Genomic DNA, 14,359 nt, shown 5'->3' on the forward strand with positions numbered 1-14,359 from the left:
AGGCGCGCTAGTAGCGATAGCGCGCATAGCGGCGCACCAGCTAGAAGAGACGAGAGGGGGAACGTGAAAAAGTTCATCCGCAGACTATAGCGAGATTTCCGAATGCGTGCAATTGGGCTTTCCGATCGGGGCGATCGGCTTTGCAGGCTTCGGATCGCGGCGCGTCCAAGAAAAAAGGCGGCTGAGAGAGCCGCCTTCGTTTCATATCAATGATCGCGCTGCGAACTGCGCGCCGGATTCGGCCGGCCGCGCAGCGCCATGTAGCCCCACCACGCGTACCCGGAGAAACCGTACAGCACGAAGAGGCCGAAGAGCATCAGCGGCGGATCGGACGAAACCAGCACGAACGCCACCACCACGAGCAGCACGCCCGCGAACGGCACGCGATAGCGCACGTCGAGCGCCTTGCCGCTGTAGAACGGCGCGTTCGACACCATCGTCACGCCCGCGTAGATCGTCAGCGCGAATGCGACCCACGGCAGCCACACGAGCTTGAGCGGCACGCGGTTGTCGGTCGCGAGCCAGACGAAGCCCGCGATCAGCGCCGCCGCGGCCGGGCTCGGCAGGCCCTGGAAATACCGCTTGTCGACCACGCCGACGTTCGTATTGAAGCGCGCGAGCCGCAGCGCGGCGCCCGAGCAGTACACGAACGCCGCGAGCCAGCCCCAGCGCCCGAGGTCCTTCAGCACCCATTCGTACATCACGAGCGCGGGCGCGACGCCGAACGACACCATGTCCGACAGACTGTCGAACTGCTCGCCGAACGCGCTTTGCGTGTGCGTCATGCGCGCGACGCGGCCGTCCATGCCGTCGAGCACCATCGCGACGAAGATCGCGATGGCCGCGATCTCGAAGCGCACGTTCATCGCCTGCACGACGGCGAAGAAGCCGCAAAAGAGCGCGGCCGTGGTGAATGCATTCGGCAACAGATAAATGCCGCGCTTTCTCAGAAACTGCTGCCGTTGCGCGCGGCGCGTCTCCACGACGCCGACGTCCTGCGAAGACTTGTTGCGACGGAACGCACGCGGAGGCGCTCCGTTCATCCGGGTACGGCGCGGTTTGAATGCCGCCATCGAGTTCTCCGTTATGCCGCTCGTTTGAACTGCTTATTCAACGAATTATTCGGCGAATTCGGCGAGGATCGTCGACGACGCCGACACTTTTTCACCAATCGACACGCGCGGCCGGCTTCCCACCGGCAGGTACACGTCGACGCGCGAGCCGAAACGGATGAAGCCGTAGCGCTGGCCGCGCGTGAGCGGTTCGCCGACATGCACGTAGCACAAAATGCGCCGCGCGATCAGCCCGGCGATCTGCACCGACGTCACGGTATGTCCCGCCGCGGTCTGGATGACGATCGCGTTGCGCTCGTTTTCGGTGGAGGCTTTATCGACGGCGGCGTTCAGGTACGCGCCCGGGAAGTATTCGACCTTGCTAATCGCGCCGTCGACGGGCGAACGCTGCGAGTGCACGTTGAACACATTCATGAACACGCTGATCTTGAGCGCTTCGCGGCCCGCGTACGGATCGTGCGCGGTTTCCACGGCGACGATGCGTCCGTCGGCGGGACACAGCACGGCGTTCGCCTGCGTCGGGATCGGGCGTTGCGGATCGCGGAAAAACTGCACGACGAAGATCACGATCAGCCAGAAGAGCCAGGCGAAACCGAAGCCGCCGAGCGCCTGGACCAGCAGCGCGACGACGACCGCAATGGCGATGAACGGCCAGCCTTCGCGGGCAATGATCGGATGTGGATAGTTCATGGATATGTTCTGAGTTTTTGTAAAGCCATAGGATAGCAAAAGCCGTCCGGTGTCAGCGACGCCCGGACGGCTCTTCGGTACAGCGACTGCTTAAAGCGGCAAGCTTAGTTCTTCGACTGATCGACCAGCTTGTTCTTCGCGATCCACGGCATCATCGCGCGGAGCTTCTCGCCGACCACTTCGATCTGATGCTCGCTCGTCAGACGGCGGCGCGATTGCAGCGTCGGCGCGCCGGCGCGGTTCTCGATGATGAAGCTCTTCGCGTACTCGCCCGTCTGGATGTCCTTCAGCACGGCCTTCATCGCCTTCTTGGTTTCTTCCGTCACGATGCGCGGACCCGTCACGTACTCGCCGTATTCGGCGTTGTTCGAGATCGAGTAGTTCATGTTCGCGATGCCGCCTTCGTAGATCAGGTCGACGATCAGCTTCAGTTCGTGCAGGCACTCGAAGTACGCCATTTCCGGCGCGTAGCCCGCTTCCACCAGCGTTTCGAAGCCGGCCTTGATGAGGTCGACCGTACCGCCGCACAGCACGGCCTGCTCGCCGAAGAGGTCGGTTTCAGTTTCTTCTCGGAAGTTCGTTTCGATGATGCCGGCACGGCCGCCGCCGTTCGCCGCCGCATACGACAGCGCGACGTCGCGTGCCGAGCCCGACTTGTCCTGCGCGACCGCGATCAGGTGCGGCACGCCGCCGCCTTGCGTGTACGTGCCGCGAACGGTGTGGCCCGGCGCCTTCGGCGCGATCATGATCACGTCGAGGTCAGCGCGCGGGATCACCTGGCCGTAGTGCACGTTGAAGCCGTGCGCGAAGGCGAGCGCCGCGCCTTCCTTGGCGTTCGCGTGCACTTCGTTCTTGTACACCTCGGCGATCTGCTCGTCCGGCAGCAGCATCATCACGACGTCGGCGCCCTTCACCGCTTCCGCCACTTCCTTGACGGTCAGGCCGGCGTTCTCGGCCTTGCTCCACGATGCGCCGCCTTTACGCAGGCCAACCGTCACCTTCACGCCGCTTTCCTTCAGGTTCAGCGCGTGCGCATGGCCTTGCGAGCCATAGCCGATGATCGTGACTTGCTTGCCCTTGATGAGGGAGAGGTCGGCGTCCTTGTCGTAGAAAACTTTCATGGTGGTTCCTTGAGTCGTTGAATTGGGTGTGTCTTGATGTGCGTGGAACTGCTGGCGGCGCCTAAACCTTCAGGATGCGCTCGCCCCGGCCGATGCCGGAACTGCCCGTGCGAACCGTTTCGAGGATCGCCGTGCCGTCGAGGCCCTGAATGAACGCATCGAGTTTGTCGCTCGCGCCCGTCAGTTCCATCGTGTAGGTCTTCTCGGTCACGTCGATGATGCGGCCGCGGAAAATGTCCGCCATCCGCTTCATTTCCTCGCGTTCCTTGCCGACCGCGCGAACCTTGATCAGCATCAGCTCTCGCTCGATGTGGGCGCCCTCTGTCAGGTCGACCACTTTCACCACCTCGATCAGGCGGTTCAGGTGCTTCGTGATCTGTTCGATCACGTCGTCCGAGCCGATGGAAACGATGGTGAGCCGCGACAACGAACTGTCTTCGGTCGGCGCCACCGTCAAGGTTTCGATGTTGTAGCCGCGCGCGGAAAAGAGCCCGACGACGCGCGATAACGCGCCCGGTTCGTTTTCGAGCAGCACGGAGATGATGTGTTTCATGATGTCAGCGTTCCCGATTTATCCAGTGAATGAGCGTGGCCGGGTCCGGCTTGCGCGCCGCGAGCGTCCTTCGTGAAGACGTGCGCGCGCGAGCCTTTCAGCGGCCAGCCACCTTTACAGATCTTCCGATCCGAGCAGCATTTCCGTGATGCCCTTGCCTGCCTGGACCATCGGAAATACGTTTTCGGTGGGATCGGTCTGGAAGTCGAGAAATACCGTGCGATCCTTCAGACGCAGCGCTTCCTTCAGCGCCGGCTCGACGTCGGCCGTCTTCTCGACGCGGATGCCGACGTGGCCGTACGCTTCGGCGAGCTTCACGAAATCGGGCAGCGCATCCATGTACGAGCTGGAATAGCGCTTCTTGTATTCGATCTGCTGCCACTGGCGCACCATGCCGAGGTAGCGGTTGTTGAGCGAAATGATCTTGACGGGCGTGTTGTACTGCTTGCACGTCGAGAGTTCCTGGATGCACATCTGGATCGAGCCTTCGCCCGTGATGCAGAGCACCTCTTCATCCGGATGCGCCATCTTCACGCCCATCGCCGCCGGCAGGCCGAAGCCCATCGTGCCGAGGCCGCCCGAGTTGATCCAGCGGCGCGGCTTGTTGAAGCGATAGAACTGCGCCGCCCACATCTGGTGCTGACCAACGTCCGAGCAGACGAACGCGTTGCCGTCCGTCAGTTCCCACGCCTTTTCCACCACGTACTGCGGCTTGATGATTTCGCTCGTGCGGTCGTAGGCGAGGCAATCCTTCGAGCGCCACGCTTCGATGTCCTTCCACCAGTCGGCGAGCGCCTTCGTGTCGGGGCCGTGGTCGGCGGTCTGGAGCTGCTCGAGCAGTTCCTTCAGCACTTCCCTCACGTCGCCGACGATCGGAATATCGACCTTCACGCGCTTGGAAATGGACGACGGATCGACGTCGATATGGATGATCTTGCGCGGCGACGACGCGAAATGCTTCGGGTCGCCGATCACGCGGTCGTCGAAGCGCGCGCCGATGGCGATCAGCACGTCGCAGTTCTGCATCGCCATGTTGGCTTCATACGTGCCGTGCATGCCGAGCATGCCGAGAAACTTCTTGTCGCTCGCGCGATAGCCGCCGAGACCCATCAGCGTGTTCGTGACCGGATAGCCGAGCAGGTCGACGAACTGGTTCAGTTCGCGCGATGCGTCCGCGAGGATGATGCCGCCGCCGGTGTAGATGTACGGGCGCTTCGCCGACAGGAGCAGTTGCACCGCCTTGCGAATCTGGCCCGAATGGCCTTTCGTGACCGGGTTGTACGAGCGCAGCGAGACCGACTTCAGCGGTTCGTACTTGCACGGCGCCTTCGACACGTCCTTCGGAATGTCGATCAGCACGGGGCCGGGACGGCCGGTGCGGGCAATGTAGAACGCTTTCTTGACGGTGGCGGCGAGATCGCGCACGTCCTTCACGAGGAAGTTGTGCTTCACGCACGGACGCGTGATGCCGACCGTATCGCACTCCTGGAACGCATCCAGACCGATCGCGGCAGTCGGCACCTGACCGCTGATCACGACCATCGGGATCGAATCCATATAGGCGGTGGCGATGCCCGTCACCGCATTGGTGACGCCCGGGCCGGAAGTCACGAGGCACACGCCGACGTTGCCGGTCGAGCGCGCGTAGGCGTCGGCGGCGTGAACCGCGGCCTGCTCGTGGCGCACGAGGATGTGCTGGATCTGGTCCTGCTTGTACAGCTCGTCGTAGATATAGAGTACCGAGCCGCCGGGATAGCCCCAGATGAACTCGACGTTCTCGTCCGCCAGCGCGCGCATGAGCACGGTGCCGCCGATGGATTCAGAGTCGTGCGAGGGGGTCGTATCCGACGTGGAGAATTCCGCGCTGGGCATATTCATTAATCACCTTTCGAATTTTCGGCAAAAAATTGATCGGGTGCTCTCTGCCGGGCTTGTGGCTCGGGTTCAAGCGGCGCGTCTTGGTTTGACAGGCGTGCTTCTTGGGCTCGCCTCAAATTAGACATTCACTTTATGATGCGAGTCGGAAACGATAGCCCGGCGCGTCGCCGGGGTCAAGCGAAAAGTGACCGATCACACGGCGTACGGGCCTGCTGCCGCGTCGTTTCGCAGAACATCGCACTGGCGCAGACCGTTACGCACGACCGGTCTTTCTGGAGAATGCGGCCATGCGTTTCTATCGGGGCGAGCAAAAGTTTGCTAGCATCCGCAGGTTTCTCAAAATCTCCTAACCTTTACGACGCACACTCGCTGCGCCGGCCCCGCGGATGGCATCAGACAAGGAACTCGCCGATTTTCTGGCGGGCGTCGAAAGACGCGCGTTCAAGCAGACCGTCTACACCGTGCGCGACGACGACGCGGCGCTCGACATCGTTCAGGAAGCGATGATCAAGCTCGCCGAAAAATACGGCGACCGTCCTCCGGCGGAGCTTCCGCTTTTGTTTCAGCGTATCCTCCAGAATGCGACGCACGACCACTTTCGCCGCCAGAAGGTGCGCAATACGTGGGTGAGTCTTTTCTCGTCCTTCGGCAACGCCGACGACGACGAATTCGACCCGCTCGAAACCTTCGAATCCCAGGAAGGCTCGGTCGGCGCGGAAAGCAGCGAAAACAAGCTCGAGCGTGAACAGGTGCTCAACCTGATCGACGCGGAAATCCAGAAATTACCGGCTCGTCAACGGGAAGCCTTTCTCATGCGTTACTGGGAAGATATGGATGTCGCCGAAACCGCCGCTGCAATGGGCTGCTCCGAGGGCAGCGTAAAAACGCATTGCTCGCGGGCCACGCACGCGCTGGCTCACGCACTGAAGGCGAAAGGGATCACGCTATGAGCTCCGCTCTTGAATCGAAGGAAAACGAATTCGCGCGCAAGGTCGTCCGGGCGCTCGACGAAACCGCGTCGGGCCTGCCCGCCGCTGCCGTCGACCGCCTCGCGGCCGCTCGTCGCGCTGCCATCGCACGCAAGAAGCCCGAGAAAGTCGCCGTCTCGGCACCCGTATTCGCGCCGACGCTCGCGGGCGCCGCGGGCGGGCAGTTCGGCGCGCCCGAAGCCGGCGAGCCGCGCGGCCGGTTCGCGCGCTTTGGCCGCTTCGGCCTGGCCTGGCCGCTTCTCGCGCTGGTCATCGGCCTTGCCGGCATTGCTTACTGGGAAGACCAGGAGCGCACCGCCGAACTCGCCGACATCGACGCCGCCATGCTGAGCGACAACCTGCCGCTCGACGCCTATCTCGATCACGGTTTCAACGCGTACCTGACGCGCAATCACTAAGACAGCAGGAGTTCCCGGGTGAGTTACAAGCGCGGTCTCGCGATTGTTTTCGGATGCGCGATTGCGGGCGTGGTCGCGTTCGCCGCGACGTATCCGCGCTTCTACTCGCCCACGCTCTCCCCGAACGCCAGCGCCGCCGCGCCGAACGCAGCGAGCGCCGGTTCGTCCGCCGGCCTGCTGCCGCTGTCGGCGTTGTCGTCGTCGAGTCCGCTCGCGTGGGACCGGCTGACCGAGGCGCAGCACGCGGCGCTCGCGCCCTTCGCCGAGCAATGGGACCAGTTCAGCGACGAGCGCAAGCAGAAGTGGCTGAAGATCGCATCGCGTTATCACAAGATGTCGCCTGAAGCGCAAAAGCGCCTGCATCAGCGCATGGCCGAATGGGTGCGCATGACGCCCGATCAGCGCAAGGTCGCGCGCGAGAACTATCAGGTTTCCAAGTCGGTGCCGCTCGAAAAGCGCGAAAGCGCGTGGGATGCGTACCAGAAACTCTCCGAAGAGCAGAAGAAAAAACTCGCCGCCACCGAACGCGCGCGCCGGCCGAACATCGTCAGCGCGCCGCCGTCCGGCAAGACCGAACTCAAGGACATCAACCGCATCGTGACGGCGCGCGAACAGGGCCATCTCGCCCAGCTCGAGCAACACGCGTCCGGCGCGGCGGGCGCCGCCGGACAGCCGGCGCTCCAGCCGCTCACCCCGCCGGTTCCGGGCACCGGCAGCTTCGTGCCGGCGACGCCGATCCCCGTGTCGCCGCAGCAGGCGCCGTCGGTCTTCAACGGTTCGTGAGCCGCATGCGCGCACCGGATGCCCCCGCCGTCCCGACGATGCGCGCCCCCGCCCTGCGCCGCCGCCTCGCGACGATGATCTACGAAGGCGTGATCCTGTTCGGCATCGTGTTCATCGCCGGATATCTGTTCAGCACGCTCACTCAGCAACGCAACGGCCTCACCCATCACAATGTACTGATGTCGTGGATCGGCATCGTGCTCGCGGTGTATTTCGTCTGGTTCTGGACCCACGGCGGACAGACCCTGCCGATGAAAACCTGGCGGCTCAAAGTAGTCGATGCGCGCGGCGAACCCGTGCGTCCAATGCGCGCCTTCGCGCGCTACGTGCTCGCGTGGCTCTGGTTCCTGCCGCCGCTCGCGCTTCATCCCTTGCTCGGACTTGCGGTTCCGCAGACGCTCGTCGTCTTCGGCGTCTGGGTCGCGCTCTGGGCCGCGGCCGTCTGGCTTGATCCGGCGCGGCAGTTCTTGCACGACCGCCTCGCCGGCACGCGGATCGTCGCGGTGACGGCGGCACGCTGAACGCGCCGCCGCTCGCGCGGTAATAAGAACTTCTCATGACTGTCATGCCGGAGTCACGCCTTTCTGGCGCAATGCGCGTACCGCAACCCGACGCGCGAGCGCATGACATTCAAACCGGCCTCCCCATCGTCCGCGACGTTCCGGCTGCGCCAGCCGGACCTGAGCGCTCCGCTCGCGTTTCTTCCGAACGCGAATCCGCCCGCCGACCCGATTTCGCCTGAGCCCGAGCGCCTCGACGGCCACCTCGCCGAAAGCGCGCACGAATCCAAGTCCGCCGACACCCCACAACGCTATCGCACGATCTGGCTCTCCGACATCCATCTCGGCTCGGGCGGCTGCCAGGCGCCTTATCTGCTCGATTTCCTGCGGCATCACGAGTCCGAATACCTGTATCTCGTCGGCGACATCATCGACGGCTGGCAGCTTCGTAAAGGCTGGTTCTGGCCGCAGGCGCACAACGACGTCGTGCAGAAGATCCTACGCAAGGCGAGAAAAGGCACGCAGGTCGTCTATATCCCCGGCAATCACGACGAAGCCGCGCGCCAGTTCTGCGATCTCGCGTTCGGCGACATCCACGTGCGCGGCGAAGCCTTTCACACGACGCTCGCGGGCAAGCGGCTGTGGATCGTGCACGGCGATCTCTTCGACGGCGTCATCCAGCATGCGAAGTGGCTCGCCTATCTCGGCGACACGCTCTACACGCTGATCCTGCTGCTCAACCGCTGGTTCAACCGCGCGCGCACGCGGCTCGGCCTGAACTACTGGTCGCTCTCGCAGTACCTCAAGCACCAGGTCAAGAACGCAGTCAACTTCATCTCGCAGTTCGAACGCGTGATGACCGACGAAGCGCGCCGGCGCGGCTGCGACGGCGTCGTCTGCGGACACATCCACAAGGCGGAGATCCGCGACATCGACGGCGTTCTCTACTGTAACGACGGCGACTGGGTCGAAAGCCTCTCGGCGCTCGTCGAGACGCTCGACGGCGAACTGAAGATCGTCTACTGGACCGTCGTGCGATCGCCGGAAGAACGCCCGGTGAAAGCGCGCGCGACTGCCTGAAACGCGCGTGGAAACGCGCCGCGCAACACCACCGAAGCCTCACCACCTGGGCCGAATACGATGAAGATCATGATCGTCACCGATGCATGGGAACCGCAGGTCAACGGCGTCGTCCGCACGCTGAAGAACACGACGCGCGAACTGACCGCGCTCGGGCATCGCGTGGAATTGCTGACGCCGCTCGAATTCAAGACCCTGCCCTGCCCGACCTATCCGGAGATCCGCCTTTCGCTGATGCCGGGCCGCCGGGTCGCGCGACGCATCGTGGAATTCGCGCCCGATGCGCTCCACATCGCCACGGAAGGTCCGCTCGGCATGGCCGCGCGCGCGTATGCGATCCGCCACCGGCTGCCGTTCACGACCGCTTATCACACGCGCTTTCCCGAGTACGTGAACGCGCGCTTCGGCATTCCGCTCACGATGACCTACCGCTTCCTGCACTGGTTCCACAAGCGCTCGCAGGCGGTGATGGCGCCGACGCCCGTCGTCAAGAGCGATCTCGAAGCGCACGGCTTTACCAACGTCGTGCTATGGACACGCGGCGTCGATCTCGACATCTTCCGGCCGATGGACTCGAAGGTGCTGAACACCGCGCGGCCGATCTTCCTGTACGTGGGGCGCGTGGCGGTCGAGAAGAACGTCGAGGCGTTCCTTAAACTCGATCTGCCCGGCTCGAAGTGGGTCGCGGGCGAAGGCCCGGCACTCGCCGAACTGAAGTCGCGCTATGCGAACGTCAACTATCTCGGCGTGCTGTCGCAGCCGGAACTGGCGAAGGTCTACGCCGCCGCCGACGTCTTCGTGTTCCCGAGCCGCACCGACACGTTCGGCCTCGTGCTGCTCGAAGCAATGGCATGCGGCACGCCGGTCGCGGCCTATCCGGTGACGGGACCGATCGACGTGCTCGGCACCCACGGCCCCGGCGCCCTCGACGACGACCTGCGCGAGGCATGCCTGCAGGCGCTGAGGATCGAACGCGCCGATGCGCGCGCCTGGGCGGAGCGCTTTTCGTGGCGCGCGGCATCGGCGCAGTTCGCGTCGCACCTGAAGCCGCTCGGTCCGCGCGAGGCGAGCACCCATCGGGCGACCGCATGACGCGGCGCGCGTCGGCGGCGTCGGCGGCGTCAGCGAAGGAAGCGCGCGGGCGCGGCGAGACGCACGGCGGCGAGTCGAGCGCGGTGGCGCCGGTTCACCGATCGCGCGGCATCGACAGAGCGAAAGCCGCCAACCGCGCTACCATCGGCGCCATGCGCGAACCCTTCGATCAGGACGAACCCGAGCGCGACACGCCGGACGGCGAGCGCGCCGAGCCGCTCTCCCCCGACGATCCGCTCGCCCCGCTGCCCTTCAATCCGTACAAGGGCAATCGCGGACTCACGCGCGCGTGGCATGCGCTCAAGCATTCGATCGTCGGCATCCGCGTGGCGATCCGCGAGGAAAGCGCGTTTCGCCAGGAGCTCACGCTCGCTGCGATCCTCGTGCCGTGCGGCATCGTCGTTCCAGTCGCGCCGGTCGAGCGCGCCGCGCTCCTCGCCTCCGTGCTCCTCGTGCTGATCGTCGAGTTGCTGAATTCGAGCGTCGAAGCCGCCATCGACCGCATCTCGCTCGAACGCCACGAACTCTCGAAACGCGCGAAGGACTTCGGCAGCGCGGCCGTCCTGCTCGCGCTCGCCGTGTGCGTGTTGACCTGGGCGCTGATCGTCGGGCCCGTGGTCTCGCCGTTCGTCTGGCATTGGCTCACGCGCATCTCATAAATGTGCTTCGCACGAATCGCGCGCAGCATCCGTCGTGCCGAACGACCGGTTTATAATCGTCCGATATTCTCAAAAATAGGAACCGACCCGGGTCCGCGACGCTTTTCACGAGGCCGGAGCGCCCCGGCAACAAGGTACGGACGATATGGAAGCCAAACCTCCCCGCCGCACCCGCGAACGGATACTCGAGTTGTCGCTCAAGCTGTTCAACGATCTCGGCGAGCCCAACGTCACGACGACGACGATTGCCGAAGAGATGGAGATCAGTCCCGGAAACCTGTACTACCATTTCCGCAACAAAGACGACATCATCAACAGCATCTTCGCGCAGTTCGAGCAGCAGATCGAAAAGCGGCTGCGCTTCCCCGACGACCATCGTCCGACCATCGACGAGATGTGGTCGTATCTGCAGTACATGGCCGATTTTCTCTGGACCTACCGGTTCCTCTATCGCGACCTGAACGACCTGCTCGCGCGCAACCGCACGCTGGAAACGCACTTCAAGCAGATCATCACGCACAAGGTGCACTTCGCGCGCCAGTTGTGCGAGGCGCTCGTCGCCGATCAGGAGATGGTCGCGACGCCCGAGGAGATCAAGGTGATCGCGACGAACATCGGCGTGATCGCGACTTACTGGCTGTCGTATCAGTACGTGATGAATCCGCGCAAGTACAACGATCAGGAAGCGATCCGCGCGGAACTGCATCAGGCGAGCCTGCATATCATTTCGGTGATGGCGCCGTATCTGCGCGGCCGCTCGCGACAGCTCTTCGACGACCTGGCTTCGGGCAAGATGCCGATGCGCCAGTACGCCGACTTCCTGCCGCCGCGCGAGGACGCCGCAGCGAAACCCGACACTCCCAAGGATTCCCGATGATGAAGTCGGTTTGTGTGTATTGCGGCTCCGCATCCGGAGCCAGGCCGGTCTATGCCGAAGCGGCGAAGGCGTTCGGCCGCGCGCTCGTCGAGGCGAACATGTCGCTCGTGTACGGCGGCGGCCGCGTGGGGCTGATGGGCCTCATCGCCGACGAAGTGCTCGCGTGTGGCGGACGCGCGGTCGGCGTGATTCCCGAGTTGCTGCTGAGCAAGGAAGTGGGTCATACGGATCTGACCGAACTGCACGTCGTGCCGGACATGCACGAGCGCAAGAAGAAGATGGCCGATCTGTCGGACGCGTTCGTCGCGATGCCGGGCGGCGTCGGCACCTTCGAAGAGCTGTTCGAGGTCTACACGTGGGCGCAGCTCGGCTATCACCAGAAGCCGGTGGCGCTGCTCGATGTCGACGGGTATTACGATCCGCTGCTTTCGATGCTGCGGCATACCGTCGAGGAAGGGTTCATGCGCGAGGCTTATCTGGACATGCTGCTGGTCGCGCGGGAGCCTGCGCAGATGATCGCGAAGCTCGCGCGCTACGTGCCGCCCATGCTCGACAAGTGGGCCGAGAAACGCGATTCGGTCTGAAGGGTTTGCTGGCGCTTGGGTGGGGTGGAAGTGGGTTGGTTTGAACACCGTCGGACGTCTCTGCGTCTCTATGGAGCTTGCTTTCTTCTTGGTCTATTAGCACTGCCCCTGTCCGGGGCGGGACTGTAGTGGTCTAGCAGGCCGTTGAAATACGCTCTGCACGCGTCATCCAAGCGGGAGAGGCAAATGTTGATTCAAAGAATCGAACGGCATTGAGGGCGAAAGGATGCGCGGCGCGGATGGCTACACCGAATCGATGTTCGCGATGTCCAGGCGGGATGACTTCGTTCCAGCCAATTACCCGCCGCGACTGATTCGGCTGTGGTTGAACGAAGCGCTCACGCGAGCACTTCAGCGTCGACGGCACGCTCGTTCAGGCTTGGGCGGGACACAAGAGCTTTGTACCCAAGACAAAGTCGGATGACGACTCGCCGCCCGACGGCGGGCGCCGGCTCTCGGGAGAACTGGCGCGGCGAGAAGCGTAGCAACGACACGCAAGGAAGGTCGCCGTCAATTTATTCGGAACATCGCAGCACGCCGGCTCTTCCAAATGAGCGAGCACGCGTTCTCGAAGGAATATTTCAACAGCCTGCTAGAGCAATTCAACTTCCTTCCAATCCGCATTGGAAAAGAACCGACTAAGCTCCCGCGTGAGCTCATTGAGTGCGCCCATCTCCGGCGGCGTGATCTTGCGCACTTGCGGCGAAAGCGTCCAGTCGCCATAAACGAGCGCGACTGTCGAGTCGTTGGCCTTCACGGGCAGCAGCACGAAAGCCTTGGCATCGGCGAATGCGTGCTTGAACCAGCGCGGCAAACGCGCGTCGATCCGCGGATCGTGCGCATTCTCGATGAAGATCCCCACCGGATTCGAGATCGCAAGGTGAAATACATCCGGCTGGAAAGCCGCCGCGAACTGCAGCGTCGGCAGCATCCGCTCGACGTTCGGACCGAGCCCGAGCCGCGCATGGAATTCGTCGTTGGCCTGGCGCACGAAGACCACCGTCCGTGAAAAGCCCAGGCCCGCCAGCACCGCCTCGGAAGCCAGCGCGAGCACCGGCCCGAGCGCATTCTTCGAAGGCAATGCGCGCAAATCGTCCAGTCCCGCGCCGATCCGCGCTTCCGCCGATACCCCCGCGCGCGCGATCGCATCGGCGTTCGCACGCAATTCGACGATCTCGCGCATCACGCCGTCGCCGCTCTCTTCGTTCGCGAGCGCAATGCTCATCGCGGCAAGCGTCTCGGCGTCAGTGTTTAGCGCGCCGCTGTAACGGTTCGCGATATCGACCAACAGCGACTCGCGATTTTCGCCCGCCATGTGCTGCGCCGTCAGCGCATCGGCGACTTCGGTCGAGTAATTCGTCACGGCCTGCAGCCACGCGACATGGCGCGGCACGGTCTGGTCGGGCGCCTGCGGGTCGCTCGCGCGCATGCCCGCGCGGATCGTCTCCGGCAGCCGCCAGCGGTCCGCCGCCTCGATGCCGATCTCCTCGAACGAGACGCCGAGCAGCGCCGCGCACGCGCTGCTGTCGCTGATGTTCTCGGCGGCGGCCTTGCGGCGCAACTGGTCCCACTCGCTCTCCAGATAGAACGCGACCAGCAGCTTGCCGATCTGCCGCATCAGCGTGCACACCACCGCTTCCTCGGCCGAACGCAGGTCGGTGTGCTCGGTGATCTGGCGCGCGACCGCGCCCGAGAGCAGCGTGCGGTTCAGTTCGAGCTTGGCGTCGATGCGGCGCGGCACGCTCGCATGAAAGTGATCGACGAGCTTCAGCCCGACGACGAGATGCCCGACCGCGTCCATGCCGAGCACCATCAGCGCGCGCGTCACGGTCGTGATGTTGCCGCCGAAGGCCATGTACATCGCCGAATTGGCGAGACGCAGCACCTTCTGCGTGAGGCCGAAATCCGACAGCACGACTTGCACGAGAGCAGTGAAGTCGAGGTCGTCGTCGCTCATCGCGGACACGGTCGTGCGCAACGCCTGCGAGAGCATCGGGAAGTCCCCGCGCTCGCTCATGCGCTGCCACAACTTGTCCAGTAATTCGGCCTTGACGGTGCTTGCCATGCGTAGTGTGAGAAAGC

At 63.8% G+C, this 14,359-nt stretch carries 15 protein-coding genes and 2 pseudogenes; 11 read left to right on the forward strand and 6 right to left on the reverse strand.

The window, feature by feature from the left end; translation table 11 throughout:
- Window positions 1–206: 206 nt before the first annotated feature.
- From pssA to QCE48_RS09450, 5 genes are all read right to left on the reverse strand, one after another.
- Complete coding sequence (gene pssA / locus QCE48_RS09430; protein WP_309788086.1) at window positions 207–1,073, reverse strand: CDP-diacylglycerol--serine O-phosphatidyltransferase; 867 nt, start codon at window positions 1,071–1,073, stop codon at window positions 207–209.
- Window positions 1,074–1,118: 45 nt separating this feature from the next.
- Complete coding sequence (locus tag QCE48_RS09435) at window positions 1,119–1,763, reverse strand: phosphatidylserine decarboxylase (protein ID WP_087630542.1); 645 nt, start codon at window positions 1,761–1,763, stop codon at window positions 1,119–1,121.
- A gap of 104 nt (window positions 1,764–1,867) precedes the next feature.
- Window positions 1,868–2,884 carry a ketol-acid reductoisomerase gene (gene ilvC / locus QCE48_RS09440; RefSeq protein WP_116567521.1) on the reverse strand — a complete coding sequence of 339 codons (1,017 nt, stop codon included), beginning with the start codon at window positions 2,882–2,884 and terminating at the stop codon, window positions 1,868–1,870.
- Window positions 2,885–2,945: 61 nt separating this feature from the next.
- Complete coding sequence (gene ilvN, locus QCE48_RS09445; protein WP_309788085.1) at window positions 2,946–3,437, reverse strand: acetolactate synthase small subunit; 492 nt, start codon at window positions 3,435–3,437, stop codon at window positions 2,946–2,948.
- Window positions 3,438–3,551: 114 nt separating this feature from the next.
- Complete coding sequence (locus QCE48_RS09450; protein ID WP_309788084.1) at window positions 3,552–5,315, reverse strand: acetolactate synthase 3 catalytic subunit; 1,764 nt, start codon at window positions 5,313–5,315, stop codon at window positions 3,552–3,554.
- Window positions 5,316–5,701: 386 nt separating this feature from the next.
- On the opposite strand from QCE48_RS09450, the gene QCE48_RS09455 reads away from it, so the two are divergent.
- The 11 genes and pseudogenes from QCE48_RS09455 to QCE48_RS31850 all read left to right on the forward strand — a co-directional run.
- Window positions 5,702–6,265: an RNA polymerase sigma factor gene (locus tag QCE48_RS09455; protein ID WP_309788083.1), complete on the forward strand. Its 564-nt coding sequence runs from the start codon at window positions 5,702–5,704 to the stop codon at window positions 6,263–6,265.
- On the forward strand, window positions 6,262–6,702 hold the full coding sequence (locus QCE48_RS09460) for a DUF3619 family protein (RefSeq protein ID WP_309788082.1): 441 nt from the start codon (window positions 6,262–6,264) through the stop codon (window positions 6,700–6,702). The genes QCE48_RS09455 and QCE48_RS09460 overlap by 4 nt, the downstream gene beginning before the upstream one ends.
- A gap of 18 nt (window positions 6,703–6,720) precedes the next feature.
- Complete coding sequence (locus QCE48_RS09465) at window positions 6,721–7,485, forward strand: DUF3106 domain-containing protein (RefSeq protein WP_309788081.1); 765 nt, start codon at window positions 6,721–6,723, stop codon at window positions 7,483–7,485.
- A 5-nt stretch (window positions 7,486–7,490) separates the two neighbouring features.
- On the forward strand, window positions 7,491–8,006 hold the full coding sequence (locus QCE48_RS09470) for an RDD family protein (protein WP_309788080.1): 516 nt from the start codon (window positions 7,491–7,493) through the stop codon (window positions 8,004–8,006).
- A 102-nt stretch (window positions 8,007–8,108) separates the two neighbouring features.
- Window positions 8,109–9,065 carry a UDP-2,3-diacylglucosamine diphosphatase gene (locus QCE48_RS09475; RefSeq protein WP_309788079.1) on the forward strand — a complete coding sequence of 319 codons (957 nt, stop codon included), beginning with the start codon at window positions 8,109–8,111 and terminating at the stop codon, window positions 9,063–9,065.
- A 60-nt stretch (window positions 9,066–9,125) separates the two neighbouring features.
- Complete coding sequence (locus tag QCE48_RS09480) at window positions 9,126–10,157, forward strand: glycosyltransferase family 1 protein (RefSeq protein ID WP_309788078.1); 1,032 nt, start codon at window positions 9,126–9,128, stop codon at window positions 10,155–10,157.
- Complete coding sequence (locus QCE48_RS09485) at window positions 10,154–10,816, forward strand: diacylglycerol kinase (RefSeq protein WP_309788077.1); 663 nt, start codon at window positions 10,154–10,156, stop codon at window positions 10,814–10,816. Before QCE48_RS09480 ends, QCE48_RS09485 begins: the two co-directional genes overlap by 4 nt.
- Window positions 10,817–10,961: 145 nt before the next feature.
- Window positions 10,962–11,693 carry a TetR/AcrR family transcriptional regulator gene (locus QCE48_RS09490; RefSeq protein WP_309788076.1) on the forward strand — a complete coding sequence of 244 codons (732 nt, stop codon included), beginning with the start codon at window positions 10,962–10,964 and terminating at the stop codon, window positions 11,691–11,693.
- Window positions 11,693–12,277 (forward strand): TIGR00730 family Rossman fold protein, encoded by a 585-nt coding sequence (locus QCE48_RS09495; protein WP_309788363.1) that lies wholly within the window; start codon window positions 11,693–11,695, stop codon window positions 12,275–12,277. The genes QCE48_RS09490 and QCE48_RS09495 overlap by 1 nt, the downstream gene beginning before the upstream one ends.
- 226 nt (window positions 12,278–12,503) lie before the next feature.
- Window positions 12,504–12,623 (forward strand): annotated as a pseudogene (locus QCE48_RS31845) (IS5/IS1182 family transposase); the annotation flags it as partial.
- Window positions 12,616–12,772: pseudogene (locus QCE48_RS31850) on the forward strand (IS5/IS1182 family transposase); the annotation flags it as partial. The pseudogenes QCE48_RS31845 and QCE48_RS31850, both read left to right, overlap by 8 nt.
- A gap of 97 nt (window positions 12,773–12,869) precedes the next feature.
- Here QCE48_RS31850 and QCE48_RS09505 read toward each other — a convergent pair.
- Window positions 12,870–14,342 (reverse strand): HDOD domain-containing protein, encoded by a 1,473-nt coding sequence (locus QCE48_RS09505; protein WP_309788075.1) that lies wholly within the window; start codon window positions 14,340–14,342, stop codon window positions 12,870–12,872.
- Window positions 14,343–14,359 lie beyond the last annotated feature (17 nt).

The sequence above is a fragment of the Caballeronia sp. LZ024 genome (assembly GCF_031451455.1).
GTDB lineage: Bacteria > Pseudomonadota > Gammaproteobacteria > Burkholderiales > Burkholderiaceae > Caballeronia > Caballeronia telluris.

Coding starts and splice junctions, on each gene's coding strand:
- pssA (WP_309788086.1), bottom strand. CDS start 1,073: ATGGCGGCATTCAAACCGCGCCGTACCCGGATGAACGGAGCGCCTCCG.
- QCE48_RS09435 (WP_087630542.1), bottom strand. CDS start 1,763: ATGAACTATCCACATCCGATCATTGCCCGCGAAGGCTGGCCGTTCATC.
- ilvC (WP_116567521.1), bottom strand. CDS start 2,884: ATGAAAGTTTTCTACGACAAGGACGCCGACCTCTCCCTCATCAAGGGC.
- ilvN (WP_309788085.1), bottom strand. CDS start 3,437: ATGAAACACATCATCTCCGTGCTGCTCGAAAACGAACCGGGCGCGTTA.
- QCE48_RS09450 (WP_309788084.1), bottom strand. CDS start 5,315: ATGAATATGCCCAGCGCGGAATTCTCCACGTCGGATACGACCCCCTCG.
- QCE48_RS09455 (WP_309788083.1), top strand. CDS start 5,702: ATGGCATCAGACAAGGAACTCGCCGATTTTCTGGCGGGCGTCGAAAGA.
- QCE48_RS09460 (WP_309788082.1), top strand. CDS start 6,262: ATGAGCTCCGCTCTTGAATCGAAGGAAAACGAATTCGCGCGCAAGGTC.
- QCE48_RS09470 (WP_309788080.1), top strand. CDS start 7,491: ATGCGCGCACCGGATGCCCCCGCCGTCCCGACGATGCGCGCCCCCGCC.
- QCE48_RS09475 (WP_309788079.1), top strand. CDS start 8,109: ATGACATTCAAACCGGCCTCCCCATCGTCCGCGACGTTCCGGCTGCGC.
- QCE48_RS09480 (WP_309788078.1), top strand. CDS start 9,126: ATGAAGATCATGATCGTCACCGATGCATGGGAACCGCAGGTCAACGGC.
- QCE48_RS09485 (WP_309788077.1), top strand. CDS start 10,154: ATGACGCGGCGCGCGTCGGCGGCGTCGGCGGCGTCAGCGAAGGAAGCG.
- QCE48_RS09490 (WP_309788076.1), top strand. CDS start 10,962: ATGGAAGCCAAACCTCCCCGCCGCACCCGCGAACGGATACTCGAGTTG.
- QCE48_RS09495 (WP_309788363.1), top strand. CDS start 11,693: ATGAAGTCGGTTTGTGTGTATTGCGGCTCCGCATCCGGAGCCAGGCCG.
- QCE48_RS09505 (WP_309788075.1), bottom strand. CDS start 14,342: ATGGCAAGCACCGTCAAGGCCGAATTACTGGACAAGTTGTGGCAGCGC.